This is a genomic window from Arthrobacter methylotrophus (genome assembly GCF_039539965.1).
Taxonomy (GTDB): Bacteria; Actinomycetota; Actinomycetes; order Actinomycetales; family Micrococcaceae; genus Arthrobacter; species Arthrobacter methylotrophus.
Genome location: NZ_BAABED010000001.1, coordinates 1,032,841 through 1,058,934 on the forward strand (window position 1 = coordinate 1,032,841; position 26,094 = coordinate 1,058,934).

The window sequence follows — 26,094 nt, forward strand, 5'->3', positions numbered from 1 at the left end:
CGCCTAGCCTTGACTTCATTGACGCTTCCGCTGCGACGCGGAATTCATTCTTCATTGGGGGGAAGATGGATGCCTTAAGCATCGTCGAGGATGAGGTCCGCGAACTGATTCGCCGGAGGGGGCTGGACCCTTTCAACCAGACGGTCGAAGTACGTCGACTCGTCGAGGCCGCCGTGAGTGACTATGACGAGCGCGCCCTTCTCGGTCCGTTGCCTCCGTTGGGACAGCTGGACAGCGCGCGCAAGTACGTCTTCGATGCCGTTGCCGGCTTCGGACAACTCCAGCCACTTCTGGATGACCCCACTGTTGAAGAAATCTGGCTCAACGCGCCCAATGAGGTCTTCATTGCCCGAAATGGCGAGTCCGAGCTGACCGCGCTAAGCCTCAACGAACAGCAGGTTCGCGACCTCGTGGAGCGGATGCTCAAGAGTTCCGGGCGGCGGCTGGACCTCTCTTCGCCGTTTGTGGATGCTGCCTTGCCCGATGGTTCGAGGCTCCACGTGGTCATTCCGGATGTCACTCGCCGGCATTGGGCGGTCAACATCCGCAAGTTCGTGGTGAAGGCGACTAGGCTCGAACACTTGGCGGAGCTGGGCACGTTGACGCCTCAGTCGGCGCGATTTCTGGGAGCGGCGGTGGCAAGCGGGCTGAATATTCTCGTTTCCGGCGCCACCCAGGCAGGAAAGACAACCATGCTCAATTGCCTGGCGGCCAACATCGGCTCGAGGGAACGGGTCGTCACAGTCGAAGAGATCTTTGAACTCCAATTCCCGCTCCGTGACGTTGTCGGTCTGCAGTGCCGACAGCCGAACCTGGAGGGACAAGGTGAAATACCCCTCCGTCGACTCGTCAAAGAGGCTCTTCGAATGCGGCCAGATCGCCTCGTCGTTGGCGAAGTCCGTGAAGCCGAAAGCCTGGACATGCTTATTGCCTTGAATTCGGGCCTTCCCGGGATGTGCACGGTCCATGCCAACTCTGCCCATGACGCCGTGACCAAGATTTGCACGCTGCCCCTGCTTGCGGGCGAGAACATTTCGAGTGCGTTCGTCGTTCCAACCGTCGCATCCTGCATCGACCTCGTCATCCATTGCAGCCGCCTCCCGGACGGGCGCCGGCAAGTCACGGAAATACTTTCGTTGGGTCGGCGCGTGGAGAACGGCATTGTCGAGTCGTCCATGGTGTTCGCGATGCAGGACGGAAGACTCCAATCCACGTCAAATTCCATGCCCGCGGCGGAGAAGTTCTCCCGGGCAGGCTTTAACGTTGCTGCTCTTCTGGAGCATTACTGATGGCGCCGCTGCTTGGTGTTCTCTGCGGGCTGGGCGTATTTCTTGTTTGGTGGTCTGCTTGGGAGAAACCACCGCTTGCCGTCAAGGAGTCCAAACCCAAACGCCTTGAGGGTTTGCTGCTCGCGTCCGGGATCGAAAAGGTGAGCGCTGGAGCATTCGTCGCCTCCTGCCTGGGGTTCGGCCTTTTCACCACGCTGGTGATCTCAATCATGACAACCTCGGTTTCGATCGCGGCGTGCTTCGGCCTATTCGGTGCGTGGCTTCCTCTAGGGGTTGTCAGCTGGCGGGCGCGTAGGCGGACAGCCATGCTCCGGGAACTGTGGCCGGACGTCGTAGATCATCTGCGCTCAGCGATCCGAGCGGGGCTTTCGCTGCCTGAAGCACTTGTCCAACTCGGTGACAAAGGTCCCGAAGAGCTGAGGGGCCTCTTCCGTGAGTTTGGGGTGGATTACCGTTCGGGCGGCCATTTCGATTCGGCGTTGAGCAAGCTAAAGGCGCGCCTGGCCGACCCCGTTGCCGACCGGATCATTGAGGCGCTCCGATTGACCCGTGAGGTGGGTGGATCCGATCTCGGGCGCCTTCTGGGAACTCTCGCCGAGTTCCTCCGTGAGAGCGCCAGGACCCGCAGTGAGCTGGAAGCGCGACAATCTTGGACTATCAATGGAGCGCGCCTGGCGGTTGCCGCCCCATGGATTGTCCTGATGCTGCTGGCCAGCAGGCCGGAAGCTGTTGCAGCTTATAACTCCGCGGCCGGAGTCAGTGTGCTGGGGGCCGGTCTGTTGGTCTCGGGAGTCTGCTACTGGGCCATGCTGCGCATTGGCGCCCTTCCCCAGGACGAAAGGGTACTTCGGTGACGGTGCTCACTGCCATGACTGTGTTCTGCGGGCTTCTCCTGGGAGCCGGGTTGTGGCTTGTTTTTGTCCGACTCCCGTTGATGCGGGCCACATCCTTCGCTGAGCGGATCGAGCCCCAACTCAAATCCCAGAACGTTGAATCCCGGTTGCTGGCCACTCCCACCGACATCGCCCCCTTCGGCCCCTTGGAGCGCATTCTCCGGACCGTGTTCCGGGACGCACTGCGTTCCTTGGCTCGATTCAACTTCGGCACCAGATCGCTCAACGAGAGGCTGGCAAAAGCCGGCTCGGGAAAGTCTGCCGTGGACTTCCGTGCGGAGCAGTTGCTATGGGCAGCGATGGGGATTGTCGGAGCAATCGCGGCAGCGGTGATGAACGCGACCCTCGGCCGTTTCAACCCGATGCTTGCAGTCGGTTCGGTCTTGCTTTGCGCATTTGGCGGTTTTCTCCTCCGCGACTACATGCTGGGGATGCAGATCAAACGGAGGGAGAGGCGCATGCTTGCGGAATTCCCCAGCCTCGCCGAACTGATGGCCCTCGCTGTGGGCGCAGGGGAGAGCGCTACCGCTGCCTTTGACCGTGTATGTCGGACCGCCCGCGGTGAATTGACCAAGGAGTTTGCCCTGGTGCTGGCTGCTACGCGGGCCGGCATGCCCCTCGTCGAAGCGCTGCATGGTTTTTCGGGACGAACCGATCTGGGCCCGCTGCTCCGGTTTGTAGACGGGGTAGTAGTTGCTGTCGAACGCGGAACCCCTTTGGCCGATGTATTGCGAGCGCAAGCCTCGGACGTCCGCGACTCGGCCAAGCGGGAGCTGATGGAAGCGGCGGGTCGCAAAGAGATTGCCATGATGGTGCCGCTGGTTTTCGGCGTCTTACCCCTCACCGTGATTTTCGCAGTCTATCCCGGCCTGGCCGCATTACATTTTGGCTTCTGATGCGCTATTACGAACAAACCTCTTTGAATCCATCACATGGGTATTCGGCTGAATGCCCACAATAATGAAACTGCATGGAACTCCACGCGGGTTTCTGCAAACGGAAATGGGGAAAAATGAAGAATTACGGACGTCGTGGACTTCCCGCTTCAGCACTTTTGTTGTGGCATCTGTGGACTTTCCTGCCGTCTGGATCACGACTCGGGAAAAGACCGGGAAGAAGCTTGGCGCCGGGCGATGATCATGCCGAGCGGGGCGACGTGCCCGGCTGGGTGATGATCACACTCATGTCCGCGGCCCTCGTGGCGGGCCTGTTGGCGCTTGCCGGGCCCGCCCTTGAAGGTCTCTTCAACCAGGCCATGAGCAAGGTCGGAAAGTAGCCAATGCCGCCACCCATCAGCGGAGTGGAAGAATTCTGTGGGTCTGTCCCCTGCCGCTGTGAGGAGCGGGGATCCGCCGTCGTGGATTTTGCCTTGGTCGGCGGTCTCTTGACGGTGTTCTTTCTCGCCATCATTCAATTGACCCTCGTGCTGCACGTGCGCAACACCCTCATTGATGCCGCCTCCTCCGGAGCCCGTTACGGCACTCTCGCAGACCGGACACCGGTGGATGCGCGTGAACGCGCCGCTAAGTTGATCGGCACTGCGCTGAATGAAGAGTTCTCACGGGACATCTCAACGTCGGAGGCTAGTTTCCAAGGAGTCCGCACCTTGGAAGTGACAGTCCGGGCGCCCTTGCCTGTCATCGGGTTGATCGGACCAGCTGCTGCGCTGGAGGTGAAGGGGCATGCAGCCGTTCCTGGCTGATCTCGGCCATGCCGTCCTCACACGACTCCGAGATGCCCTCTGTTTGCCACTCCCGGAGGGCCTGGAAACCAACGGCGCACGGTGTGCCTCTGAGCGGGGAAATGCGCTCGTGGAGTTCATCCTCTTCTCCCTCCTGCTTTTGGTTCCTGTGGTCTATTTCATCGTCACCATTGGACAAATCCAGGGAGGTTCTTTCGCTGTGGTGGGGGCGGCGGACCAAGCTGCCAAGGTCTACGTCATGCAGAAGGACCCATCCCACGGGCGCGGCATGGCTGAGCGGGCTGCCCTTCTGGCCCTTGCCGACCATGGGCATTCCGCGCACCAGGCATCGGTGGAAGTCGCGTGCGACCGCAGGGACTGCCTGTCCGCCGGGACTGCCGTGACGGTAACCGTGAAGCTCACAATACCGTTGCCGATGCTGCCCTTTGGGGACCGGCTGCGCCTGGATGCCGCGCATTTGAATGCGTCAGCAACGCAAATCGTCGGACGATTCCGGTGACAGATGTTTTCACGGAGAGGGAGCCGCAGGGGTGCCGCGGCTCAAATAGCGAAGATGGCCAATTGATGGTGATGGTCATCGGTTACGTTGTGATCGCGCTCTTGCTGGCAACCGTCGTTGCCGCGGCTTCCGCTGTCTTCATCGAACACAAGAAGCTCCTCTCTGTGGCTGACGGAGCTTCAGTGGCGGCCGCGGACGGCTACTCGCTAGGCCAAGTAGACAGCGATGCCAAAAAGCCGTCGGCCGTCCTCAAGAGTGAGCGGGTACGCAACGTTACCGAGTCGTTCCTTAGTCAAAACCACGCCTATTCACGGTTCGATCAACTTGCCATCGGAGGGGATACGGGAAGTCCGGACAATACCACCGCTGAAGTGGTGCTCATCGCCGTTGCCCATCCTCCCGTCGTCAGCTTTCTTCTGCCTGACGGCGTTCCGATCGAAGCGCGGTCGACGGCGCGTTCGCGACTGACGCGTTAATGCCAGCCGTCACATCCGGACACGCGCCATACCGGCCAACGGATGGCGTACTCTGGAACAACCATGGCTGAGATTGATTTTCCCGCAGAAATCCGCGCGCTTCGCTCCACTTACCGCTCCATCGAACAGGTTTCCGATGTCGAGAAGCTCAAGGAAGAGATCGAAGAACTGAGCGAGCAAGCTGGTGAGCCGAACCTTTGGGATGACCCGGCTTCTGCGCAGGTGATTACGTCAAAGTTATCCCACCGGCAGTCGGAACTTGAGCGTTTGAACAAGCTGACGGGCCGCATCGACGACCTCGAAGTCCTGGTCGAGCTCGGCCAGGACGAGGGGGATGACGCCTCCATGGTCGAGGCCGCCGCGGAACTCGACTCAATCCGCAATGCCCTCAAGGAACTTGAAGTGGTCACGCTGCTCTCAGGCGAATACGACGAACGCGAAGCCGTTGTCACGATTCGTGCTGGCGCCGGCGGGGTTGATGCTGCGGACTTTGCCGAGATGCTCATGCGCATGTACTTGCGCTGGGCGGAGCGCCACGGCTACCCGACCACCGTCATGGACACCTCGTACGCCGAAGAGGCGGGCCTCAAATCAGCTACTTTCGAGGTCAAGGCGCCCTACGCGTTCGGGACACTCAGCGTTGAAGCCGGTACCCACCGACTCGTCCGTATCAGTCCCTTTGACAACCAGGGCCGGCGGCAGACCTCCTTTGCTGCGGTTGAAGTTATTCCGCTCATTGAACAGACGGACTCGATCGACATCCCGGACAACGAGATCCGCGTCGATGTCTTCCGCTCTTCCGGTCCTGGCGGGCAGTCCGTCAACACGACGGACTCAGCTGTGCGGTTGACCCACATTCCGAGCGGGATTGTGGTGTCCATGCAGAACGAAAAGTCCCAGCTGCAGAATCGCGCAGCCGCGATGCGTGTGCTGCAGTCAAGGCTCCTCCTCCTGAAAAAAGAGCAAGAAGATGCCGAGAAGAAGGCTTTCGCCGGCGATGTGAAGGCATCATGGGGGGACCAGATGCGTTCCTACGTGCTCAATCCTTACCAAATGGTCAAGGACTTGCGCACTGAACACGAAGTGGGCAACACGTCGGCAGTGCTCGACGGCGACATCGACGACTTTATCGACGCCGGCATTCGCTGGCGCACCGGCAACCGCAACGCCGAAGACTAGCGGTGCCCGCCTGATTGGGCGACACACCGCGCCAAGCCCGCGATTCCATCATGGAGCGTGCGTATAGTCGAAGAGCTGGCGCTCAACTTCCCCCATCGAAAGCCCGTGCGCTGGCGGTTGGACTGGCCGAAATGTGGCATGTCCGGCGGGGTTCTGAAGAGTCATGATCCGATTTGAGAATGTCACCAAGGTCTACGACCCCAATGCCCGTCCGGCGCTGGATGCTGTCACCCTTGAGATTGACCGTGGAGAATTCACTTTCCTTGTCGGGGCCTCCGGCTCTGGCAAGTCGACGTTTCTACGACTCATTCTTAAGGAAGACCGGGCAACCGCCGGTTCCGTTTACGTCGCCGGCCAGAACGTAGCCAACATTTCAAGCTGGCGCGTCCCCAAGCTTCGCCGCGGCATCGGGGTCGTCTTCCAGGACTTCCGGTTGCTGCCCCAGAAGAACGTCTTCGCCAATGTGGCATTCGCCATGCAAGTGATCGGCAAGAGCCGAAGCATTATCCGGGAGACCGTTCCGGAAGTGTTGAAGACTGTTGGCCTTGAAGGCAAGGAACGCCGCATGCCCCACGAGCTCTCCGGCGGTGAACAACAGCGAGTCGCCATAGCGCGCGCCGTCGTCAACCGACCCGGCATCCTGCTGGCGGACGAGCCTACCGGAAACCTGGACCCCATCACCTCCATGGGCATCATGGGCGTACTCGACAAGATCAACCAGAACGGTACCACCGTGGTCATGGCCACCCATGACGACGACATTGTGAACGAGATGCGTAAACGGGTGGTGGAACTGCGGAACGGTGTGGTGGTCCGCGACGAAGCGAAGGCGCTGTACACATCGATGATTCCGGTGGTGGGGGAGTCCCGGCGTCTCAAGGATGCCAGCGGCGCCGAACTCGACCGTGCCCAGGGGGTTCAGCAGTGAGGCTCGCGTTTATTCTGGGGGAGATCGGCAGCGGTCTGCGCCGAAATCTGTCCATGGTGATTTCTGTCGTCCTGGTGACCTTCGTGTCCCTCACCTTTGTTGGCGCGGCCGGCATGCTGCAGATGCAGATCAACCAGATGAAGGGCTACTGGTATGACAAAGTCCAGGTTGCCATCTTCCTCTGCAATGACTCCTCGACGGCGACTGGATGTGCTTCGGGTGCGGTGACCAAGGAGCAGCAGGACAACTTGGCCAAGTTGCTCGAATCCCCCGCGGTGAAGCAATACATCAGTGACTACCAGTTCGAATCGCAGGCCGATGCGTTCAAACACTTCAAGGAACAGTTCTCCAATTCCCCGATTGTTGACTCGGTAACCCAGGATCAGCTTCCTTCGTCGTTTCGGATCAACATGAAGGACCCCCAGAAGTACCAGATCATCAGCGAGACGTTCTCTTCCCAAGCCGGCGTGGAGACAGTGAGTGATCAGCGTCAGGTTTTGGAGCGGATCTTTGAGTGGATGAATGGCGCATCGGTGGCGGCAATGGTGGTTGCCGGGGTCATGATTTTCTGTGCTGTCCTGCTCATCACTACAACTATCAGACTTTCTGCTTTCAGCAGGCGACGGGAAACCGGCATCATGCGGCTGGTGGGAGCATCCAAGACCGTGATCCAACTGCCGTTCATTCTTGAAGGGGTTATCGCCGCCGTCGTGGGGGCCGTCCTGGCTTCCGGCACACTGTGGCTCGTGGCCCAGTTCTGGCTCAATGGAGATTTGTCGAAACAGTTCCTGAACACTCCGTTTATTTCCTCGACCCAGGTACTGGTGATAGCGCCTGTCCTGATAGCGTTGGGCGGCGGCTTGGCCGGGATTTCTTCCCTCCTGACCCTTCGCCGATATCTCAAGGTGTAGCCATGAAAAGCAATGATCGCGAGCGAACAGGACAGCTGATGAATCGGAAAGAGAAGGCTGTCCTGCAGCTGCGCATGGCCAGCAGCCGCGCAAAGATTGCCGGGTCTGTGCTGATCATCGCGCTGGCCGCGAGTCTTGGCACCGCTCCCGTGGCACGCGCGGACAACCTCGATGACCAGCAGGCAGCCCTCAACGCTGAGTCGGCTCGAGTACAACAGTCGCTGGAATTCGTCGATGCCAACATCGCTAAGGCGGCTGGCGACCTCGTGGTCTACCAAGGCAGGCTCCCAGGGGCGCAACAGGCACTTCTCGAAGCCCAGGGCAGGGTTGCTTCCGCGGTCAAGGAAGCTGATGCCCTCGCGGCCCGAGTGGATCTTGCCCAGCAGAGCAAGGCCCAGATCACGGCCCAGCTGGAAAACGACAAGCAAAAGATCACTGACACCAAGAAGCTCATCGGGCAGATCGCGGCCCAAGCCTATAAATCCGGAGGCGTTCCCACAAACGTCGCTTTGCTTTTTGGATCGAACGACGGCGGCAATCTCACGGAAACCATGGACCTCGCCAATCAGGCGATGCGCAGCCAGAACGCCACGATGACCAAGTTGACCCAGCAGAGTGCCACCAACGTGAACTCCCAGGCCCGGCTTGACGCCGTCGAACAGGAAATCCGCGATCTCAAGGCAAAAGCGGATGCGGCACTCGAGCGTGAAAAGGCCGCCCGCGATGATGCTGCCGCCAAGAAGGACGAGGTGGACAAGCTGATCGCCGACACCACCCGTCTCAACAGCCAACTTCAGGCAGCCAAACCCGGGATCCAAGCCCAGATCCAACAAGTCAAGGCGATGCAGGATGCCGTCGCCGCGGAAATCTCGGACCGCGACCGTAAGCTGCGTGAAGCATGGTTGGCCGAACAGCAGCGAGTGGCCGCGGCCGCGGCGGCCGCCGCCCAGGCCCAGGGCCAGGCTCCGCAGCCCTTTGTCCCGCCCGCGAGCAATCCGCGCGGGAACTTCGGGTTGATCCACCCGGTACCGGCGAGCATCCCCATCACTTCGGGTTTCGGTTGGCGCGCGACGCCGCCTGGAACCATCGATTTTTACGGCCAGGGCGGCTATATGCACACTGGTATCGACTTCGGTGCCCCCTGCGGCACTCCTGTGTACGCGGCCGCAGCCGGCACCGTCTTTTCAGCGGGTTGGGGTAACGACGGCGGTGGCAACCGGGTCAAGATATCGCATGGCGTCATCAACGGAGATTCCTTGACCACGGTCTATTACCACAACACCAGCGTGGTGGTTTCTTCCGGACAGCAGGTGAGCCAAGGTCAGCTCATTGCCTACTCAGGCACTACCGGCAACTCCACCGGTTGCCACGTCCATTTTGAAACCTGGGTGAATGGTCAGGCTGTTGACCCGATGAACCTGCTGTAGCACACGCGACCGGGTTCTGCTGGCGTAGACTAGTGTGATTCTTCGACAACCAAGGAGTTCTACCGTGCCCAAGGAAAGTGGCCGTAAGGTAGTGGCCACCAATCGCAAGGCTCGGCATGACTACCACATATTGGATACCTATGAGGCAGGCATCGCCCTCATGGGGACCGAAGTGAAGTCCCTGCGTGAGGGCCATGCCTCCATGGTCGATGGCTTCTGCACCTTCTACAACGACGAGTTGTGGATGGAGGGTATCCACATCCCCGAGTACAACCAGGGGAGCTGGACCAACCACGCCGCCCGCCGCCGTCGGAAGCTGTTGCTTCACCGCGAAGAACTCAACAAGATCTCCGGCAAGATCCGCGAGACCGGGCTGACGGTAGTGCCGCTCCAGCTTTACTTCCTGGATGGACGCGCCAAAGTGGAGATTGCCCTTGCCCGAGGCAAGAAGGACTACGACAAGCGGCAGACACTGCGCGAGCAGCAGGACAAGCGCGAATCATTGCGCGAACTGCGCGAGCGCAACCGTCGCTAGTTCGCTAAGGATCGGTGGGAGACGGCTGAGGCGTGTCCCGGAATGTTCCGGCGCTGCAGTGCGTTATGATGATTAACCCGGCAGGAATCAACACGTGGCCGCTCATGAGCGATCGCAGTCCTGCAGGGATTGATAACAAAATACGGGGATGATCGGTTTCGACGATGTTAGTCGCGACAGGTGAAGCGGGCCGAGGATGCAGAATTATCTCGTAAACGCTGTCTGCAAACCAATAAGTGCCAATTCAAAACGCACTGACTTCGCTCTTGCTGCCTAAGCAGTAAGACAGTCCGTCAGCCCGAGGTTGCTATTGCCCCGGATCCTGGCGTCATTTAGATAGCCACTGCTGCTTGCCTCCGTCATCGGGGCAAACGGGACTCTTAGATGACTGGGCCCGGATCAGCTACTTGTTCGCAGGATAGCTGGGGCCGAGAAAATCCGACGCGAACTGCGCCCGGAGAAGCCCTGACAACACGACATCGGACGGGGGTTCAATTCCCCCCATCTCCACTTTTGTGATGAGTCGAGACATCCTTCACGGATGGGTCGGGTCATCGGTTACACCCCCGGTCTTCGGACCGGGGGTGTTTTTCTTTGTAGGGGTCGCTCGTCCCGGACGAAGGTTCTCTGTTCGATTTTTCGGGCGCTCTCAGTAGTTCGGACTCCGAGCTGCGGGTTCGTCTTCCGCACGGTCGTCGCCGTTCGGGGGGTTCTTGAGGTCGCGTTCAGGACGTTTGATAGCGCGTTTGCGATCATCCTGTGTGCGTCGCTGGTGTCCGAAGACCATCACGCCTGCTAACAGTGCCGCTCCCACAAGCACCATCACGACCCATATCCATTGTTGCCCATCCACGTTGGGCCCCCAATCTCAGCTTGTCGGCGGGTCCCGCATTGTGCTGCCAAAGGCGGTGCTCCCTCGGTCTGGGCCGGGAGGACATGCCTAGTACGGAGTCAGTCCTTCTCCTGATGGGTTGCGTAGGCGATGTGCCGATCCCGGCTTGTGAAATGTGGGTAGTCCATTCGCTAAGCCTCCTTGCATGGTTCGTGACTGTGGCCCCTCGCCAGTCTGAGCCCAGTCTCGGCAATTCGCCCATCTGTCTTGGGATGGGTGCTGTCCCACACAGTAGAGCCGCGGGCACTCACTGTCGCGAGTGGTACCTACTTGTGGACGCGGCCGGTGCCGTTGGGTGTGCCTGTTAACCAGTCACTCGGGCACCCCCGTCCTCCGACAACAGAGCTGTTCGAACGTGGATGGCAATCCCGTTTGCGCCAGACTCAGGGGAGCGCAGGCCGTCACATCCGAAGTACCAGGACCGCTCTCCCGCCGGGCTCGGGAGTTCTTGGCAGCCGCGCCACTGGTTCTCGCCCATGACGTAAAGCAGCACCGAAGGGACTCGGCGCAGGTGCTCCGGCCGGTTCTTGAGGACGGCGTCGAACCAGTCGATGTGGAGCCGCGACAAGTCTCCCAAGCCGTTCATCACCCCCGACGCCGCGGCGATCCCGAAGTTGATGTTCGGGGAATCGCCGGTGAAGTTCGTGTGGGTCCACGGGCCGACAAACAAGCGGGGTGCGGGGCCGCCCTGCGACCGGCAACCGATGCCTTACGAAACGGCGCTCGCCCGGAGCTCGCTCTTGCGGATCTTTCCGCTGGCAGTTCGCGGTATGTGGTCCACGAACACCACGGTTTTCGGGATTTTGTAGCGAGCCAATCTACCGGCCAGGTGCTCCTTGAGTTCGTCCTCTGTCAAGAAGGCACCCTCGCGGAGCATCACCACAGCGCGCGGCACCTCTCCCCACTTGGCATCCGGCACGCCGATGACTGCCACGCTGCCCACGGAATCCAGTTCACTGATGGCCTGTTCCACCTCGGCAGGGTAGATGTTCTCGCCTCCCGAAATGATCATGTCCTTGAGCCTGTCCGAGACAAAGACGAATCCATCAGCGTCCTTGTAGCCTAGGTCTCCGGACTTGAACCAGCCGCCGTCTTCGTATGATTCAGCCGTTGCCGAGGGCCGCTTCCAGTATTCGTGAATGACGTTGGGGCCCTTGATCTGGATTTCCCCGACCGCGCCCTGCGCAGCGCGTCCTCCCGCGACGTCGGCGATCCGGACATCGGTGAAGAAGTGCGGGAGCCCGGAAGAACCTGCTTTGTCCCGGGACCTGGCGGCGGGCAGCGTGGTTGCGCCCGGCGCGGTCTCGGTCATTCCGTAGCCGTTCGAGAAGCGGAGGCCGCGCGCCTCGTACGCTTCCAGGACGCGCATCGGAACGGCCGATCCGCCGCAGGTCAGCTTATTGAGGGAGCTAAGGTCCGACGTTGCCCAAGCCGGATGCTCGCAGAGCATCTGGTAGGTGGTGGGAACCCCGCTGATGGTGGTGGCCCGGTGCCTTTCGACGAGCTCCAAGATGCGTTGGGGATCGAACCTCGACTCGAGGACCACGGTCCCGCCCTTGAGGAGCGTTGGCAGCACTCCCATGTCGAGCGAGGCGACGTGGAACATCGGGGAGATCATGAGGGCCACGTCGGCGGAGGAGAAATCGAAATCGACGATCACGTTGATGCAGTTCCAGGTGATGTTGCCGTGGGTCAGTAGCGCGCCCTTGGGGCGTCCCGTGGTTCCGGACGTGTAGAGGATCATGGCCCCATCATCGAGCCTCACCTCTTCGTCCAGATGGAGGGGAGCCCCCGAGGCGACAACGGCCTCATAGTCTTCGGCCGCCGTCGGGCCTTCACGTACCTCATCACCCAAAGGAGCGCCGCCGTCGCCTGGGAAGGAATCGCCGACGACGACGCGCCGGGTCACTTGGGTGCCCTCTGCGCCGCTGGCCGCAAGGCCGCTGAGGCTTGCGGAGTGGATCAGCGCGACGGCACCGCTGTCCTCAAGTTGGAAGGCGATCTCCCGCGGCGCCAACCGAGTATTGAGCGGTACGAAGATAGCCCCAAGCTGCCCGCAAGCAAAAAGCGTTTCCAGGAAGGCGGGATCGTTTTCGCCGAGATAGGCCACCCTGTCGCCCTTGGCAACGCCCCCGGCACGGAGGGCGTTCGCGAGCCTGTCCGTTCGTTCGGAAAATTCCTCGTAACTGATGTGGCGGTCTCCGGAGACCAACGCGATCTTGCTTCCGGACTTCGGGCGGCGACGCTGCAACCACGAACCGATGCCAAAATTCTCCATGACGGTCCTTTCTTCTTTCCAAGCTAAACCTTTTCCGGGCTCAAGGCCGGACGGCCTGCAAATCGTTGTTCTTGGGTTCCCGGGTCAACAGGATGAAGATGATGGAGACGATGGACATCACGGCTAAGTAGAAAACCACCGAGCCCGTGTCCTGCCCTGAGTCCTTGAAGATCTGGGCAACGATCCCGGGGGTGAAACCCGCACCGAGGAGCGTCGCGAGCTGGTAACCGAGCGAGGCTCCCGTATAGCGGGACGTGGTGCCGAACTGCTCGGACACGAAGGCGGCCAATGGCCCGAAGAGGGTGGAATGGATCATCAGGCCCACGGTGAAGGCAACGAAGATCAGGAAGATGTTGTTCGAGGACAACAGCTGGAACATCGGGATCAGATATGCGATGAAGAGCACGAGCCCGCCGATCATCACAGGCCTCCGGCCCAGCTTGTCGGAGAGCCTGCCGCCAAGGATCACGAAGGCGATCGAGATGAAGGAAGCCGCGGCGAAGGCGTACAGCACGCCCTGGCGATCGGCGCCCTTGGAGACGGCGAAGGTGACCGCGAACGTTGCCAGGACCACTTGGAGGGCGAAGCCCGCGGCCCCTGCGAGCATGGTGAAGATGAGGGTTTTAGGCCGGCGAAGGACCTGAAGGAGCGGAATAACGGCCTTCTCGGCGCCCTGGGCATCCACGCTCCGGGCCACCCTTTCCTGCTCGATCGCGGCTTTGAAGATGGGGCTCTCGGAAACCTTCAACCGGACGAACATGCCCACTGCAAGCAAGACAAACGAGAGCAGGAAGGGAACGCGCCAGCCCCAAGCAAGGAACTGGGAGTTTGGCAGGGCTGAGAAGGCGCCCATGATGAGTGTGCCCAGCACGGCGCCCGACGGCGCACCCGCATTGACGAACGAGGCAGCGAAGCCGCGCTTCCCCGATTCGGAATGCTCCAATGCCATCAAGGCGGCTCCGCCCCACTCGCCACCCACCGCGATGCCCTGGAAAACCCGGAGCACAACAAGCATCACGGCGCCCCAGGGACCGGCCACGGAAGCACCCGGGACCAGGCCGATCAGCGCGGATGCCAAGCCCATGACCAACATGGACACAATGAGCATCCCCTTGCGTCCGAGCTTGTCGCCGAAGTGCCCGAAGATGACTCCACCCAGCGGGCGCGCTACGTATCCTGCGGCGAAAGTTCCGTAGGCGGCCACGACGCCCACCCAGTCGTCCAATCCCGTGAAGAAGACCTTGGGGAAGACCACGGCCGCGGCTGTGGCATAGAGCAGGAAGTCGTAGTACTCGATGGTGCTGCCCAGGTAGCTGGAAGCAATGACGGTGCGTGCTTCCTTGCGCCTGGTGGCTATGTCCATGGATTGAAGCTGCGATATTTGGGACATCGTTGTTCCTTAAAGCAGGAGGAGGGGCTGTGTGAAGAACGGCTTATTTGTAGAAGCGGGCGAGGAATTCGGCGACGACGGCGGGGCGTTCCTGGTCTTCGATGTTGATGGTGGCGTTGACTTTGATTTGGGCGCCGCCTTTGACTTCGGTGACTTCGGCGATGGTGGCGTGCATGCGGACTTTGGAGCCGGCTTTGACGGGGGAGGTGAAGCGGACTTTGTCCAGTCCGTAGTTGACTTTGGTGGTGACGCCGTTGACGTCGAAGAGCTCGCCCCAGAAGGGGATGATGAGGGAGAGCGTGAGGAAGCCGTGGGCGATGGGGGCGCCGAAGGGGCCGTCCTTGGCGCGTTCGGGGTCGGTGTGGATCCATTGTTGGTCGTCGGTGGCGTCGGCGAACAGGTTGATTTGTTCCTGGGTGATTTGGCGGTAGTCGGTGGTGCCGAGGTCCTTGCCGGTCAGGGTGGGCAGGGTGTCGAAGTCGACGACGAGACGGGGCATGGCGGCCTCCTGGTAGTTAGTGATGGGTGAAAGGGGACGGTTTAGCGGGTGAAGGCGCTTTCGCCGGTGAGGGCGCGGCCGATGATGAGGGCGTTGATGTCGTGGGTTCCTTCGTAGGAGTAGACGGCTTCGGCGTCGGCGTGGAAGCGGGCGACGTCCGTTTCCAGGGTGATGCCGTTGCCGCCGGCCAGTTCCCGGGCGAGGGCGACGGTTTCGCGCATCAGCAGGGACGTCTGCATTTTGGCCAGGGCGGAGTCCTGGTCGCGGTAGAAGCCTTTGGCTTGTTGTTCGGTGAGCCGGACCACGAGGGAGAGGGAGGCGGTGAGGTTGCCGAGCATGCGGGCGAGTTTTTCCTGGACGAGTTGGAAGGAGCCCAGGGGCCGGCCGAACTGTTGGCGGTTCTTGACGTAGGCCAGGGCGGCTTCGAACGCGCCGGCCTGGATGCCGGTGGCGATCCAGGCGACGTCCGAGCGCATGGCCTTGAGCATCGCGGCGACGTCTTTGAAGGAGTTCACGTTGTGCAGGCGCATGGATTCGGGGACCCGGACCCCGTCGAGGGTGATGTGCGCGTTCTGCATCATCCGTAGCGATGTTTTGCCGTGGATCTTCTCCAGGCTCACCCCGGCTGCCTGGCGGTCCACGAGGAACGCTTTGACCTGGCCGTCGGCGACGTCGCGGGCGAACACGGCCAGGACGTCGGCCGTGGATGCGCCGCCGATCCAGCGTTTGGCGCCGTCCAAAACCCAGGTGCCGCCGTCGGGGTTTGCTTCGAAGCGGGCGGTGGTGGAGAGGCCGCCGGCGATGTCCGAACCGTGCTCGGGTTCGGTCAGGGAGAAGACGCCTTTGAGGGAGAAATCGATGACGCGCGGCATCCACGCGCGCTGCTGCTCCTCGGAAGCCCCGACCCGGATCGCGGTCCGGAAGAGGCCTGCCTGGGCGGTGTACCAGGTGGCCAGGGAGGCGTCTGTGCGGGCGAGTTCGAAGACCCGGAAGCCCTGGTAGATCCCGCGGGCCGGCCTCCGCTCTGCACCCGGGGCGCCGGTCAGTTCGGCCGGTTCCATCAGGTCCAGATCGATGAGCGGCTGCGCCAGCTGTTCGGGGAACTCGCCCCGTTCCCAGTACCCGGCCAGCAACGGCTTGGCCTCGGCGTCCAGGAAGCCCCGGAGCCGGGCCAGGACCCGGCGCTCGTCCTCGCTGAGGAGGGACTCGGCGTCGTACCAGTCCGCTACGGAGTACAGGCGCTCCTGGACTGTGGTTTCCCTGGCGGTCTCGGTGCCCATTTCAACCGTCCAGTCCGAGCAGGCGGACGGCGTTGTGCTTGAGGATCTTGGGCCGGACCTCGTCCTTCAGGGGCAGCTCGGCGAAGGCCCCGAGCCATTTCTGCGGGGTGATGAGCGGGAAGTCCGTGCCGAACAGGACCTTGTCCTGCAGTACCGAGTTGGACATGCGGACCAGGGATTCGGGGAAGTACTTCGGGGACCAGCCGGACAGGTCGATGAACACGTTCGCTTTGTGGGTCGCGATGGAGTTGGCCTCGTCCTGCCAGGGCACCGAGGGGTGGGCCATGATGATCTGCAGTTCCGGGAAGTCCGCGGCCACCGCGTCCAGCAGCAGCGGGTTGGAGTAGGCGAGCTTGATCCCGTAACCGCCGGGCAGGCCCGCGCCCATGCCGTTCTGCCCGGTGTGGAAGATCGCCGGGAGTCCGAGTTCCTGCAGGGTTTCCCAGAGCGGGTAGAACTGCTCGTTGGAGGGATCGAAGCCCTGCAGGGAGGGGTGGAACTTGAAACCGCGGGCACCCAGTTCGACCGCCTGGTGCTTGGCTCCCTGGAGGGCCTCGGACCCGGTGCGGGGGTCTACGCTGCCGAAGGGGATCAGCACGTCGTTGTTCTTCGCGGCGCCGGCGATCAGTTCCGGGATGTTGTTGGGTTCGTGCTTGAGCTGGGTCCGGGCGTCCACGGTGAACACGACCGCGGCCATGTTCAGCTCGCGGTACAGCTCGGCTATCCGGTCCAGGGACGGGGTGCGGTCCCCGGCCTTGAAGTACTTCGCCGAGGCTTCCGTCAGGGCCTCCGGGAGGGATCCGTGGCCGTGGCCGTCCACTTCGAGATGGACGTGCATGTCGATCGCATCGAGTTTCGCTGCGTCGATGCCTAATTCGTAGCGTGCCATGATCAGCGGGCCGCCGTTGCCGAGGCGCCGGCAGGTTCGGGTTGCAGCTCGGCCGGCAGCGGCAGGAATTCCTCGCCGTAGCTTTGCAGGTTTTCCTTGCTGAAAAGTTCCGCGGCCTGCCCGCGCAGGGCCTCGTAGTCCCAGCCGCCCTTGCGGTATTCGGTGGTGGCCGCTTGCGGGTGCGTCCAGAGCTGCAGCCGGTCCCCGCCGGCACCGATGGCCTGGCCGGTAATGTTTGCGGCTTCGTCGGAGGCGAGGAAAGCAACCAGGCCCGCGACGTCCTCTGCCGTGCCGAAGCCCAGCTCGTGGCGGAAGAAGGACGGCATCGCCTCACCGCGCTCGTCCGCTTCCACGGCCTTCTGGAAGTACGGGACGGTCTTGGTCATCGCCGTCGCGGCCACGGGGATCACGGCATTGACGGTGACCCCGGCCTTCTTCATCTCCAAAGCCCAGGTCCGGACCATGCCCACGATGCCGGCCTTGGCCGCGGCGTAGTTGCTCTGGCCGAAGTTCCCGCGCTGACCCGTCGGGGAACCGATCGTGATGATCCGGCCCGGGATGTTGTTCTCCTTGAAGTACCCGAACGCCTCGCGGACGCAGGTGAAGGTGCCCTTCAGGTGCACGTTGATGACCAGGTCGAAATCCTCGTCGCTCATCTTCAACAGGGACTTATCGCGCAGGATCCCGGCGTTGGTCACCAGGATATCCAAACGGCCAAACGCCTCGAGGGCACCGGACACGAGCGCCTTCGCGGCCTCCGTGGTGCCCACCGGAACCACGACGGCGGTGGCCTTGCCGCCGTCGGCCTCGATCTGCGCGAGGGCCTGCGCCGCCGTTTCGGCGTTCACGTCATTGATGACGACGGCGGCACCCCGGCGGGCGAGTTCCCTCGCGTAAGCCAGACCCAGACCCTGCCCGCTGCCGGTGACGATCGCAACCTTGCCGTTCAAACTCATGACCTGCTCCTTTGCCCGTTCCCTGTGCATCCGGCCGTTCGGCATGGGATGCTGTTCTTCTTCCATGAGAATACGTATAATTGAAAATGTCAACGATTGATTTTGAAGATTATTGGAGTTTGTTATGACGATCGAAGCGAAGGCCGGGCAACAGTCTGCCGCAAAGGACCGGCTGGCAGACGCTCCGATCAGCCAGGACGCGGGCTTCCTGCTGGCCAAACTCCATGCGGGCGGCTCGGTCGTGAACAACCGGGCGCTTGCGGAGTTCGACCTCAAGGAACGCTCGTACTCGGTGCTGATTCTTGCCGACAGCGGCCTGGAGCCCACCCAGCGGGAGCTGGCGGACTTCCTCAGCCTCGATCCCAGCCAGATCGTTGCCCTGGTGGACGAGCTTGAAAAGCGGAAGCTCGTGACCAGGGCGCCGGGCAAACAGGACCGCCGCGCCAAGACCGTGACGGCCACGGCAAAAGGAAACCAGCTCCTGGCACAAGCCGCCATTGCTGCCCGCCGCGCCGAGTCCGAAGTCCTCTCCGCGCTGGACGCCGAGGAAGCCGCGCAACTCAAAACCCTCCTGCGAAAAGCATTGTGGGGCTAGGTGGGTAGCCCTCAGTTCACCCTCGGCGTAGGGCGGAACGGACTAAGGCCGGCAGTGTTTTCGTTGATATAGACACCACCGGTTACAGGAGGTGCACGATGAGTACGTCGCCGGAACAGAATTTTCCCGAGGACATGCCTGATGCCCCGTCGGACGAGGAAGCCTTGGATGCCTACTCGCGGACGGTCATGCGCGTCGCAGAGTCGGTCACGCCGCATGTTGCGGCTTTGGAAATGAGTAGTCCGCGAAGGAACGGCCAAGTCAGGATCGGAAGCGGATCGGCCGTGGTGTTCACGGGGGACGGCTACATGCTCACCAACGCCCACGTGGTCTCGGGACTCCGTTCAGGGCGGGCGATATTCGCAGACGGCACACACACCGACGTTGAACTCGTCGGTGCCGATCCTTTGTCCGACCTCGCTATTGTCCGGGGGCATCGTGCCCCGCCGCCTGCCATCCTGGGCAACGCGGAATCTTTGCGCGTGGGCCAATTGGTGATTGCCGTGGGCACTCCGCTGGGCCTGGCAGGATCAGTGACTGCCGGCGTCGTCAGCGGCCTCGGACGGTCCATACCGGTGAGGTCTGGCCGTCACAGCAGGGTCATCGAGGACGTCATCCAAACGGACGCCGCATTGAACCCAGGAAATTCCGGGGGTGCCCTGGCTGATACAAAGGGGCGGATCATCGGAATCAATACCGCCGTGGCCGGCCTGGGGCTCGGGCTCGCGGTTCCCATCAACACCACGACTCAACGGATCATTGCCGCCCTGCTCAAGGACGGCCGTGTCCGCCGCGCCTACCTTGGCTTGGTGAGCACCCCTATTCCGTTGGATGCGAGCGCGGTCATCCGGACAGGCCAGAAAGAAGCGCTCCGGGTGGTGGAAGTCATAGCAGGATCCCCGGCGGAGCGGGCCGGGCTGCTTGCGGGCGATCTGGTCCTGAGTGCCCAATCGCGCGCAGTATCCAGTGCTGAGAGCCTTCAGAAACTCCTGTTCTCCCAAGCAATAGGGGAGCCGTTCCCCCTGACGGTCCTGCGAGAGGGCGTCACTCATGGATTGGTGGCGGTGCCAAGCGAAATGACCGACACTGACTCATGAGAACAGCCGGGGCCATCATGCCCCGGCCGCTTTACTTCTTCCTCAAGTGGGCCACAGGGTCCACGCCGGTGTCGGAATCGTGCTTTGCACGCTTCGCTGCGCGTTTCTCCTTGATGGACTTGATACTCTTCTTCGTCTCGTGCTGGTGAGGCGCTTTGTCAGGCATGTCATGCTCCCTAACTACGGGTCCTCTATGGAGACCCTGCAAAGAGGGTCCTGAAAGGCCCTCTCTTTGTAAGTTACGCCTGTTTCAGGCGAAAGCAACCAGGCGCCGGAGGCGCCAGAAACAACGCCCAAGTAACTACCCCTCGGACGCCGGGACGTCCACGAGGCCCACGAAGCGCGAGCCGATTCCTTCGTACTCGCTGCGGACCTCGCCAGGCAGGATTCCGGGAACCTCGCTGTTGCGGTGATGCCCGCAGAAGACGTAGGTGAACTCAGGCCACCACTTCTTGGGACGTACGGCCTCGGTATAACCGCACACGACACAGCTCAGGTGCACCCAGACGGGTCGTTTGCCGGTGCGGTTGGCTCGCGATTGGACGAGCCATTGCGGTGGGTTGTCCTGCAACTCGTCCAGCTCGGCCTGGGTGAGTCTGGGCGGGATGCCGTGGCGCTGGGCCATTTCCATCGGAATATCAAGGGCCAGTGCGGCGTCACGTCTGCTAATCACCATTCAACGATACGGGACTGTGGCCGTGGCGGGATCGCGCAGGAATCCGGGCGGTGGGCGGGCCAGCAGGGGTAGGCTGTGCTCATGACTGATGCAGCCGCGCTGCTGCCAAGTTCACCGCTGCAAAAGCGGGTCCTTGTTGTGGCCATTGTGGCGTCCTTCATTGCTATATTGGACGGCTTCGTGGTGAACCTGGCCCTCCCTGCGATTGGCCGCGAGCTCGGCGGCGGACTCGTCATCCAGCAATGGGTGGTGGATGCCTATCTTTTGACCTTGGGTGCGCTGATTCTCGTGGCCGGGTCCTTGTCCGACCATTTCGGCCGTGCGCGCATCCTGGAATGGGGACTGGCAGGTTTTACCCTGACCTCCGTCGCATGCGGTCTCGCCTGGAACGGCGAGGTGCTGGTGGTATCTCGGGCCCTGCAGGGGATCGCCGGGGCGCTGTTGGTTCCGAGTTCCCTCGCCATGATTGTCACGTTCTTTTCGGGACCGGCGCAGTCCAAGGCAATCGGCCAGTGGTCCGGTTGGACCAGCGCGGCAGCCATCGTGGCTCCGCTCATCGGAGGCGTCTCTGTCGACCTGTTGTCCTGGCGGGTCATCTTCTTCATCAATGTCGTCCCGGCCGTCGCTGTCTGGCCGATCCTCGCCGGACTGCGGAAGTCCGATGCCGCCACGGATACGAGCAAGAAGATTGACTACCTTGGCGCGTTTTTGGCCATGGTAGGACTTGGTGGCCCGGTCTACGCATTCATCGAGCAAGGGCGCATGGGCTGGGGAAACATGGTGGTCTGGATGCCCCTCGCCGTGGGTGCCGTTGCCTTGACCCTGTTCCTGATCCACGAATCCAGGACCCAGGAACCTATGCTGCCCCTGCGGCTCTTCGGTATCCGCAACTTCGGCTGGGGGAACATCGCCACCTTGGCCATTTATGGCGCCCTCTCGCTGGGTTTCTTCGCCGTGGGCATCTATTTACAGCAAGTGGGGGGAATGAAGGCGACGACTGCGGGTATTGCGTTGCTTCCCGCGACTGTCCTCCTGATGCTGACGGCCTCGTTCTTCGGCGGACTGGCTGGCAAGTACGGTCCGCGATGGTTCATGACCGCCGGGCCGTTCATCTGCGGAATCGGTTTCCTCATGACCCTGGCCGTCCAGGAGCCGTTGAACTACTGGACCCAGGTGCTACCCGGGCAGATCGTCTTCGGCATCGGGCTCAGCACTCTGGTGGCCCCCCTCACCGCGGCCATCCTGGGGGCCGTGCCCACCGAGGAGGCAGGAATCGGTTCCGCCGTGAACAATGCGGTGGCCCGCATTGCGGGCTTGATATGCATCGCCTTTGCCGGGCTCATCATCGGTCCGGTCTTCACCCGGCAAGGTCTGATGAACGCCGTGGTAGTCACGGCGGTCCTGTTCTTCATCGGGGCGGCGGCATCCGCCGTCGGGATCCGGAACCCCGTCTCGGGAGCTGCGTCGACAGGATCTCCGGAAGGCCCAGCCCCCGACGACGGCGGGACGGCGGCCCAGCGGGCCTAGGACCGGGCAGTCCAAGACACCGATTGGTCAGCGGTCCGCGAGGATGCAACCTTCGTGGGAGGTGTCTGTAGCTACCCACAGGGCGGAGGCGACCTCGTCGGCGAGGTCGTAATCCCGGCTTCCGGTGCCCTTTCCGATCCGGACCACCAGCGCACCGCCGAACGGTTTGCGGCCAATGACCTGGATAGTGGCATCAAGGTCGATTTCTTCGGCGGACAGGTACCGCAGCAGTTCGGGGTTTTCGTCGCTGATCCTGGTGATTTTTCCGGAATGGCCGTCGTCGAGCTCGATCATCCGGTGCGCGTGCGGCAACGCTATGGAACCTTCGGCTGTGGGGATGGGGTCACCGTGCGGATCGCGGGCGGGATTGCCCAGCTTGGCAGCCATGCGATCGATGAAGGTGTCCGAGACGGCGTGCTCGAGCAACTCGGCCTCGTCATGGACTTCATCCCAGCTGTAACCAAGTTCCCGCACGAGGTACGTCTCGATGAGGCGGTGCCTGCGGACCATGCCCAAGGCAAGCTGAATTCCCCTGGGCGTCAAAGTAATGGCGCTGTAAGGCTGGTGGTCCACCAGGCCTTGGTCCTTGAGCTTGCGGACCATTTCCGAAACGGAGGAATTGGCGACGCCAAGCCGCTGCGCCAACTGGGTGGACGTGATGGGTTTGTCCTGCCACTCCGTAAAGGAGTAGATGACCTTGACGTAGTCCTCGATCGAGGAGGAGAGCGCACTGGTCTTCACGGTTCCAAGCCTATCGCGAACCGGCGGGCTCAGGCCTTCCGGGCGCGCCAGCTCTGCGTGAGATAGGGCAGGGGGATGAGCTCGCGCTCGGCGTGGCCCAGGTGTTCGAAGAGATACCAGTGGAGATTCCCCATGACCTTGGCCCGGGTGGCATCATTTGCCCTCAGGTAGTAGCTGCGCGATTTCGCCAGTTCCAGGATATCGGCCGGGGTCACGGGATCCTCCCACTGCGTCATGTGACTTTCGAGGCCGGCGAACTCCGGCCCCACCACAGGCCGGAAGCCCGGTTTGTGGACATCGCCGGCATGCATGATGCGGGACAAACGGTGGACCCAGGGCGCCGAAGTGTCCAACTGGTTCCAGATCAAGCCGATCACCCCGGCGGGGCGCAGGATCCGGGCGATCTCGGTGCTGGCCGCGAGGGGATCGCACCAGTGCCAGGCCTGGGCAACGCAGACGACGTCGAATGCTGAATCCGCCAGTCCAGTTGCTTCGGCCGTTCCCTCCAGAGCGAGCACTTGTGGAAACGTTTTGCGTAGTTGCGTGAGCATGTCAGTGGACGGGTCCACTGCGGAGACGGCCAGCCCGCGCTCGAGGAGCAGCGCCGTGAACTTTCCGGTGCCGGCGCCCAGATCGGCTGCGTCCCGTGCGCCTTCCGGCAGGGGCCAGTCGGCCGAATCCGCAGGGTAGCCGGGCCGGACCCGGTCATAGTGTTCTCCGCCGTCCTGGAAACTCTGACCGAGTTCAAGGCGCCGTTCGTCATGGAGCTTGGGGCCGGCTGACATGCCTTTGGGTCGCGGGGCCACGCAGGGACTCCTTCTGAGGGCGTGAAAAATACCCTACGAATCTACCGCAATCAGTCGGTGCTGCAGGGTGCTGCCCCTGCGGTCCCAGGAGTGTTGGGGGCCCACTCCGGGTAGCTGCGGTGGTCGTTTGCGGGGACCCAACGGCCGGAGTCCACGACGTAGTCCCAGCCGAGGCCGTTGGATTTGAGGGACTGGATGCCTGCGATAAGCCGGGTTGCGTCTTCCAGCCGCGAACCCACGCCGAAACTCGCCCGCAGCGAACCGGAGGGAAGTCCGAGACGCTTGAGCAGCGGATGCGCGCAAAAACGACCGTCCCGCAGGCCGATCCCGTGCTCGGCAGCAAGATAGGCGGCCACCAGGCCGGCGTCGTAGCCCTGGAGCGAGAAGTTCACCACGCCGATGGTGTCCTGGGGAGGAGTGTCGCTAAAGATTTGATGCACGGTCACGCCGTCGATTTCCCTGAGGCCCTCAACAAGGTGCGAGCGGATGGCCGCTTCATGGGCGTGCCATTCGTCATGGTCGAGGCCGGCAATGACCTGCGTGGCCCGGGCAAGCGTGGCCGCGCCGAGCACGTTCGGCGAACCGCCCTCGTGCCTGGCCGGCCCCGTGGCCCAGCTGACGGAATCAAGGCGTGCTTCGCGGACGGCCCCGCCTCCAGCCAGGTGCGGCGTTCCGGCGTCGAGCCAATCAGGACGGCCAACCAACACCCCTGCACCGAACGGCGCGTAGAGTTTGTGCCCCGAGAAAGCCAGGTAGTCAACATCCGCGGCAGCGATGTCGATTCGGCGGTGGGGGGCGAGCTGCGCCGCGTCCACCACGATCCTGGCCCCGAATTCGTGGGCGAGGGCAGCGAGAGTCTTGATGGGGAGGATCTCGCCGGTCACGTTCGAGGCGCCGGTGACCGCCAAGAGGCTGACACCACCCTGGGAAAGGGCCGTTCGGACATTGGCTACGGTTTCGGTCAAAGTTCCCGCCGCAATGATGCTGCGGTGGGGGACCCTTTGCCATGGCAGCAGATTGGCGTGGTGTTCGATGTCCAAGTAGAGGACTTCGCCGGCGTGCCGGCCGTCCTCGAGGGGCAGGCAACCGGCCAGGAGATTGAGGGAATCGGTGGTGTTGCGGGTGAAGATCACGGAATCGTCCGAGCGCCCGCCAACGAAGTCACGGACGATGTTGCGGGCGTTCTCGTAGACAGAAGTGCTGATCTGGGAGGCGTAGCCTGCGCCGCGGTGGACACTCGCGTAGTACGGGAGGATTTCGTTTAGGTAGGCGGAAACAACGGTCAGGGCAGGTGTCGAGGCGCCGTAGTCGAGGTTGGCGTAGCGGATGTGTCCGCCTTGGATCAGGGGGGCCTGCAGTTCCGCGCCGGTAACGGCGGCCAACGGGCGCGACGCCGGATGCGGGGATACGCCATACTGCTGGGGGATGGCGGGAGATGTAAATGTGGCTGTGCTCATGGGACCTCACTCAAGAGGGACCCCTGCGTACAGGGGGTCCGCGCTTGCCGTATCCGTTCCGGACCGGCCGGGTCGTCACCCGGGGCACCCCGCCGCGATGGAGGGTTGCCGGCCAGCAAACCGGGGTTTCGCGCTGGCACTCGTGACCTGTAAAGAGCGTAGGACACCTGCAGAGCTGGTTCCAATGTGACCGGCGATTGTTAAGCCGATTGTTACAAAACCGGAAAGAGTGCCTTTTGTCGAAGAAAAAGCGGCGGACGCCCCGAAAAGGTGGCGTCCGCCGTCGTTTGTTCAGTGAGAAGACTACTTCAGAAGAGGTCGTCGAGTTCCGGGTTGAGCCTCTTGAGGACCTCTGAGTGCAGGATCGAGTTGGTGGCAACGGCGTTTCCGCCGAACGGGCCGTCCGCGCCGTCCAGGGACGTGAAGCGCCCCCCGGCTTCGGTCACGATCGGGACCAGTGCCGCCATATCGTAGATCTGAAGTTCCGGCTCGGCGGCGATATCCACGGCACCCTCGGCCACCAGGCAGTAGGACCAGAAGTCGCCGTACGCGCGGCTGCGCCAGACGTCGTTCTCAAGGCCAAGGAAGTTGTCCAGCGAACCGCGCTCCTTCCATTCGGAGAGCTCCGAATAGGAAAGCGAAGCGTCTTCAAGCCGCGACACGTTGGAAACCTTCAGTCGGGTGGCCGCGGCAAGCGAACGGCCCATGTAGGCGCCGGAGCCCTTGGCTGCCCACCAACGCTTGCCGAGTGCGGGAGCGCTGACGAGCCCCACCACGACCTCTCCCTCATCCACGAGGGCGATCAGCGTTGCCCAGACGGGAACGCCACGCACAAAGTTCTTGGTCCCATCGATAGGATCGATGATCCAACGCCGCGAGCCGTGGCCGGTGCTGCCGAATTCTTCCCCGAGAACGGCGTCGCGGGGGCGGGAACGGGAGAGCTGCCCGCGGATTGCTTCCTCGGCGGCTTTGTCGGCATCGGTGACCGGGCTCAGGTCGGGTTTGGTCTCCACCTTGAGGTCCAGTGCCTTGAACCGTTCCATGGTCAGGGAATCGACGGAGTCGGCCAGTACATGGGCCAGCCGCAGGTCGTCGTTGTAGCTCGAATCGGGTTGGGTCATGGTTCCAAACTACCGTCTATTCGCAGGTGAAACGGGGAGGTAGGACGCCAA

At 62.3% G+C, this 26,094-nt stretch carries 29 protein-coding genes, 1 other RNA gene and 1 riboswitch; of the genes, 16 read left to right on the forward strand and 14 right to left on the reverse strand.

Translation table 11 applies throughout. The annotated features are described in order from the left end of the window. Nucleotides 1–65 precede the first annotated feature (65 nt). The 13 genes from ABD884_RS05075 to ssrA all read left to right on the forward strand — a co-directional run bounded on the left by ABD884_RS05075 (nt 66) and on the right by ssrA (nt 10,352). Nucleotides 66–1,289, forward strand: a complete 1,224-nt coding sequence (locus ABD884_RS05075; protein ID WP_345038873.1) for a TadA family conjugal transfer-associated ATPase — start codon at nt 66–68, stop codon at nt 1,287–1,289. Continuing rightward, nucleotides 1,289–2,143, forward strand: a complete 855-nt coding sequence (locus tag ABD884_RS05080; protein ID WP_345038887.1) for a type II secretion system F family protein — start codon at nt 1,289–1,291, stop codon at nt 2,141–2,143. The genes ABD884_RS05075 and ABD884_RS05080 overlap by 1 nt, the downstream gene beginning before the upstream one ends. Further along, nucleotides 2,140–3,078, forward strand: coding sequence for a type II secretion system F family protein (locus ABD884_RS05085; RefSeq protein WP_345038897.1), 939 nt, complete (start codon nt 2,140–2,142; stop codon nt 3,076–3,078). The genes ABD884_RS05080 and ABD884_RS05085 overlap by 4 nt, the downstream gene beginning before the upstream one ends. Before the next feature lie 116 nt (nt 3,079–3,194). Further along, complete coding sequence (locus ABD884_RS05090) at nt 3,195–3,458, forward strand: hypothetical protein (protein ID WP_345038904.1); 264 nt, start codon at nt 3,195–3,197, stop codon at nt 3,456–3,458. Between the two features lie 3 nt (nt 3,459–3,461). Then, nucleotides 3,462–3,884, forward strand: a complete 423-nt coding sequence (locus ABD884_RS05095; RefSeq protein ID WP_345038910.1) for a TadE family protein — start codon at nt 3,462–3,464, stop codon at nt 3,882–3,884. Next, entirely contained in the window at nt 3,865–4,383 is a 519-nt protein-coding gene (locus ABD884_RS05100; protein WP_345038917.1) for a hypothetical protein, read from the forward strand. The genes ABD884_RS05095 and ABD884_RS05100 overlap by 20 nt, the downstream gene beginning before the upstream one ends. A gap of 65 nt (nt 4,384–4,448) precedes the next feature. Then, nucleotides 4,449–4,859, forward strand: coding sequence for a hypothetical protein (locus ABD884_RS05105; protein WP_345038921.1), 411 nt, complete (start codon nt 4,449–4,451; stop codon nt 4,857–4,859). Between the two features lie 63 nt (nt 4,860–4,922). Continuing rightward, nucleotides 4,923–6,038, forward strand: coding sequence for a peptide chain release factor 2 (prfB, locus tag ABD884_RS05110; RefSeq protein ID WP_345038927.1), 1,116 nt, complete (start codon nt 4,923–4,925; stop codon nt 6,036–6,038). A 163-nt stretch (nt 6,039–6,201) separates the two neighbouring features. Beyond that, a complete protein-coding gene (gene ftsE, locus ABD884_RS05115; RefSeq protein WP_345038944.1) occupies nt 6,202–6,966 on the forward strand; it encodes a cell division ATP-binding protein FtsE in 765 nt (254 codons plus the stop codon). Next, entirely contained in the window at nt 6,963–7,877 is a 915-nt protein-coding gene (gene ftsX / locus ABD884_RS05120) for a permease-like cell division protein FtsX (protein WP_345038953.1), read from the forward strand. Before ftsE ends, ftsX begins: the two co-directional genes overlap by 4 nt. 2 nt (nt 7,878–7,879) lie before the next feature. Further along, the gene (locus ABD884_RS05125) at nt 7,880–9,304 is read left to right on the forward strand and encodes a peptidoglycan DD-metalloendopeptidase family protein (RefSeq protein ID WP_376954470.1); all 1,425 of its coding nucleotides are present in this window, start codon (nt 7,880–7,882) and stop codon (nt 9,302–9,304) included. A 64-nt stretch (nt 9,305–9,368) separates the two neighbouring features. Continuing rightward, nucleotides 9,369–9,839 (forward strand): SsrA-binding protein SmpB, encoded by a 471-nt coding sequence (smpB, locus tag ABD884_RS05130; protein WP_028264808.1) that lies wholly within the window; start codon nt 9,369–9,371, stop codon nt 9,837–9,839. A 144-nt stretch (nt 9,840–9,983) separates the two neighbouring features. Next, nucleotides 9,984–10,352, forward strand: a transfer-messenger RNA (tmRNA) gene (gene ssrA, locus ABD884_RS05135). 136 nt (nt 10,353–10,488) lie between these two features. Here ssrA and ABD884_RS05140 read toward each other — a convergent pair. The 8 genes from ABD884_RS05140 to ABD884_RS05175 all read right to left on the reverse strand — a co-directional run bounded on the left by ABD884_RS05140 (nt 10,489) and on the right by ABD884_RS05175 (nt 18,023). Then, nucleotides 10,489–10,692, reverse strand: a complete 204-nt coding sequence (locus ABD884_RS05140; protein ID WP_345038970.1) for a hypothetical protein — start codon at nt 10,690–10,692, stop codon at nt 10,489–10,491. A gap of 343 nt (nt 10,693–11,035) precedes the next feature. Next, complete coding sequence (locus ABD884_RS05145) at nt 11,036–11,401, reverse strand: hypothetical protein (RefSeq protein ID WP_345038973.1); 366 nt, start codon at nt 11,399–11,401, stop codon at nt 11,036–11,038. 39 nt (nt 11,402–11,440) lie between these two features. Next, on the reverse strand, nt 11,441–13,009 hold the full coding sequence (menE, locus tag ABD884_RS05150; RefSeq protein ID WP_345038980.1) for an o-succinylbenzoate--CoA ligase: 1,569 nt from the start codon (nt 13,007–13,009) through the stop codon (nt 11,441–11,443). 40 nt (nt 13,010–13,049) lie between these two features. Then, nucleotides 13,050–14,399, reverse strand: a complete 1,350-nt coding sequence (locus ABD884_RS05155) for an MFS transporter (RefSeq protein WP_345038987.1) — start codon at nt 14,397–14,399, stop codon at nt 13,050–13,052. A gap of 43 nt (nt 14,400–14,442) precedes the next feature. Beyond that, on the reverse strand, nt 14,443–14,898 hold the full coding sequence (locus ABD884_RS05160; protein ID WP_345038992.1) for a MaoC family dehydratase: 456 nt from the start codon (nt 14,896–14,898) through the stop codon (nt 14,443–14,445). Nucleotides 14,899–14,939: 41 nt separating this feature from the next. Beyond that, nucleotides 14,940–16,178, reverse strand: a complete 1,239-nt coding sequence (locus tag ABD884_RS05165) for an acyl-CoA dehydrogenase family protein (RefSeq protein ID WP_345039000.1) — start codon at nt 16,176–16,178, stop codon at nt 14,940–14,942. A gap of 1 nt (nt 16,179) precedes the next feature. Then, the gene (locus ABD884_RS05170; protein ID WP_345054567.1) at nt 16,180–17,070 is read right to left on the reverse strand and encodes an amidohydrolase family protein; all 891 of its coding nucleotides are present in this window, start codon (nt 17,068–17,070) and stop codon (nt 16,180–16,182) included. Then, nucleotides 17,070–18,023, reverse strand: a complete 954-nt coding sequence (locus ABD884_RS05175) for an SDR family NAD(P)-dependent oxidoreductase (RefSeq protein ID WP_345054570.1) — start codon at nt 18,021–18,023, stop codon at nt 17,070–17,072. Before ABD884_RS05175 ends, ABD884_RS05170 begins: the two co-directional genes overlap by 1 nt. Before the next feature lie 124 nt (nt 18,024–18,147). On the opposite strand from ABD884_RS05175, the gene ABD884_RS05180 reads away from it, so the two are divergent. Together ABD884_RS05180 and ABD884_RS05185 are read left to right on the forward strand one after the other, a co-directional pair. Further along, the gene (locus ABD884_RS05180; protein ID WP_345039009.1) at nt 18,148–18,618 is read left to right on the forward strand and encodes a MarR family winged helix-turn-helix transcriptional regulator; all 471 of its coding nucleotides are present in this window, start codon (nt 18,148–18,150) and stop codon (nt 18,616–18,618) included. Between the two features lie 98 nt (nt 18,619–18,716). Beyond that, nucleotides 18,717–19,715 carry a S1C family serine protease gene (locus ABD884_RS05185; RefSeq protein WP_376954465.1) on the forward strand — a complete coding sequence of 333 codons (999 nt, stop codon included), beginning with the start codon at nt 18,717–18,719 and terminating at the stop codon, nt 19,713–19,715. Between the two features lie 31 nt (nt 19,716–19,746). Here ABD884_RS05185 and ABD884_RS05190 read toward each other — a convergent pair whose 3' ends face one another. Together ABD884_RS05190 and ABD884_RS05195 are read right to left on the reverse strand one after the other, a co-directional pair. Then, a complete protein-coding gene (locus ABD884_RS05190; RefSeq protein WP_269317238.1) occupies nt 19,747–19,881 on the reverse strand; it encodes a hypothetical protein in 135 nt (44 codons plus the stop codon). Between the two features lie 135 nt (nt 19,882–20,016). Beyond that, the gene (locus tag ABD884_RS05195) at nt 20,017–20,391 is read right to left on the reverse strand and encodes a hypothetical protein (protein ID WP_345039025.1); all 375 of its coding nucleotides are present in this window, start codon (nt 20,389–20,391) and stop codon (nt 20,017–20,019) included. 81 nt (nt 20,392–20,472) lie between these two features. On the opposite strand from ABD884_RS05195, the gene ABD884_RS05200 reads away from it, so the two are divergent. Continuing rightward, on the forward strand, nt 20,473–21,918 hold the full coding sequence (locus ABD884_RS05200; RefSeq protein WP_345039031.1) for an MFS transporter: 1,446 nt from the start codon (nt 20,473–20,475) through the stop codon (nt 21,916–21,918). Between the two features lie 27 nt (nt 21,919–21,945). Here the strand turns inward: ABD884_RS05200 and ABD884_RS05205 are convergent, their stop codons facing one another. From ABD884_RS05205 to hisN, 4 genes are all read right to left on the reverse strand, one after another. Further along, on the reverse strand, nt 21,946–22,659 hold the full coding sequence (locus ABD884_RS05205) for a metal-dependent transcriptional regulator (RefSeq protein WP_345039037.1): 714 nt from the start codon (nt 22,657–22,659) through the stop codon (nt 21,946–21,948). A 29-nt stretch (nt 22,660–22,688) separates the two neighbouring features. Then, entirely contained in the window at nt 22,689–23,444 is a 756-nt protein-coding gene (locus tag ABD884_RS05210) for a class I SAM-dependent methyltransferase (RefSeq protein WP_345054576.1), read from the reverse strand. Between the two features lie 71 nt (nt 23,445–23,515). Beyond that, the gene (locus ABD884_RS05215) at nt 23,516–24,922 is read right to left on the reverse strand and encodes an aminotransferase class V-fold PLP-dependent enzyme (RefSeq protein ID WP_345039043.1); all 1,407 of its coding nucleotides are present in this window, start codon (nt 24,920–24,922) and stop codon (nt 23,516–23,518) included. Nucleotides 24,923–24,957: 35 nt separating this feature from the next. Continuing rightward, nucleotides 24,958–25,070: riboswitch (SAM riboswitch) on the reverse strand. A 160-nt stretch (nt 25,071–25,230) separates the two neighbouring features. Continuing rightward, entirely contained in the window at nt 25,231–26,043 is an 813-nt protein-coding gene (gene hisN, locus ABD884_RS05220) for a histidinol-phosphatase (protein WP_345039060.1), read from the reverse strand. Between the last annotated feature and the right edge of the window lie 51 nt (nt 26,044–26,094).

Excerpts from the sequence above, each read along its gene's own strand:
- ABD884_RS05105 (WP_345038921.1), top strand. The coding sequence starts at position 4,449 with ATGGTGATGGTCATCGGTTACGTTGTGATCGCGCTCTTGCTGGCAACC.
- ABD884_RS05210 (WP_345054576.1), bottom strand. The coding sequence starts at position 23,444 with ATGTCAGCCGGCCCCAAGCTCCATGACGAACGGCGCCTTGAACTCGGT.
- ABD884_RS05125 (WP_376954470.1), top strand. The coding sequence starts at position 7,880 with ATGAAAAGCAATGATCGCGAGCGAACAGGACAGCTGATGAATCGGAAA.
- prfB (WP_345038927.1), top strand. The coding sequence starts at position 4,923 with ATGGCTGAGATTGATTTTCCCGCAGAAATCCGCGCGCTTCGCTCCACT.
- menE (WP_345038980.1), bottom strand. The coding sequence starts at position 13,009 with ATGGAGAATTTTGGCATCGGTTCGTGGTTGCAGCGTCGCCGCCCGAAG.
- ABD884_RS05090 (WP_345038904.1), top strand. The coding sequence starts at position 3,195 with ATGAAGAATTACGGACGTCGTGGACTTCCCGCTTCAGCACTTTTGTTG.
- ABD884_RS05180 (WP_345039009.1), top strand. The coding sequence starts at position 18,148 with ATGACGATCGAAGCGAAGGCCGGGCAACAGTCTGCCGCAAAGGACCGG.
- ABD884_RS05200 (WP_345039031.1), top strand. The coding sequence starts at position 20,473 with ATGACTGATGCAGCCGCGCTGCTGCCAAGTTCACCGCTGCAAAAGCGG.
- ABD884_RS05155 (WP_345038987.1), bottom strand. The coding sequence starts at position 14,399 with ATGTCCCAAATATCGCAGCTTCAATCCATGGACATAGCCACCAGGCGC.
- hisN (WP_345039060.1), bottom strand. The coding sequence starts at position 26,043 with ATGACCCAACCCGATTCGAGCTACAACGACGACCTGCGGCTGGCCCAT.
- ABD884_RS05080 (WP_345038887.1), top strand. The coding sequence starts at position 1,289 with ATGGCGCCGCTGCTTGGTGTTCTCTGCGGGCTGGGCGTATTTCTTGTT.
- ABD884_RS05160 (WP_345038992.1), bottom strand. The coding sequence starts at position 14,898 with ATGCCCCGTCTCGTCGTCGACTTCGACACCCTGCCCACCCTGACCGGC.
- ABD884_RS05075 (WP_345038873.1), top strand. The coding sequence starts at position 66 with ATGGATGCCTTAAGCATCGTCGAGGATGAGGTCCGCGAACTGATTCGC.
- ABD884_RS05165 (WP_345039000.1), bottom strand. The coding sequence starts at position 16,178 with ATGGGCACCGAGACCGCCAGGGAAACCACAGTCCAGGAGCGCCTGTAC.
- ABD884_RS05095 (WP_345038910.1), top strand. The coding sequence starts at position 3,462 with ATGCCGCCACCCATCAGCGGAGTGGAAGAATTCTGTGGGTCTGTCCCC.
- ABD884_RS05215 (WP_345039043.1), bottom strand. The coding sequence starts at position 24,922 with ATGAGCACAGCCACATTTACATCTCCCGCCATCCCCCAGCAGTATGGC.
- ABD884_RS05100 (WP_345038917.1), top strand. The coding sequence starts at position 3,865 with ATGCAGCCGTTCCTGGCTGATCTCGGCCATGCCGTCCTCACACGACTC.
- ftsE (WP_345038944.1), top strand. The coding sequence starts at position 6,202 with ATGATCCGATTTGAGAATGTCACCAAGGTCTACGACCCCAATGCCCGT.
- ABD884_RS05190 (WP_269317238.1), bottom strand. The coding sequence starts at position 19,881 with ATGCCTGACAAAGCGCCTCACCAGCACGAGACGAAGAAGAGTATCAAG.
- ABD884_RS05185 (WP_376954465.1), top strand. The coding sequence starts at position 18,717 with ATGAGTACGTCGCCGGAACAGAATTTTCCCGAGGACATGCCTGATGCC.
- ABD884_RS05175 (WP_345054570.1), bottom strand. The coding sequence starts at position 18,023 with ATGAGTTTGAACGGCAAGGTTGCGATCGTCACCGGCAGCGGGCAGGGT.
- ABD884_RS05195 (WP_345039025.1), bottom strand. The coding sequence starts at position 20,391 with ATGGTGATTAGCAGACGTGACGCCGCACTGGCCCTTGATATTCCGATG.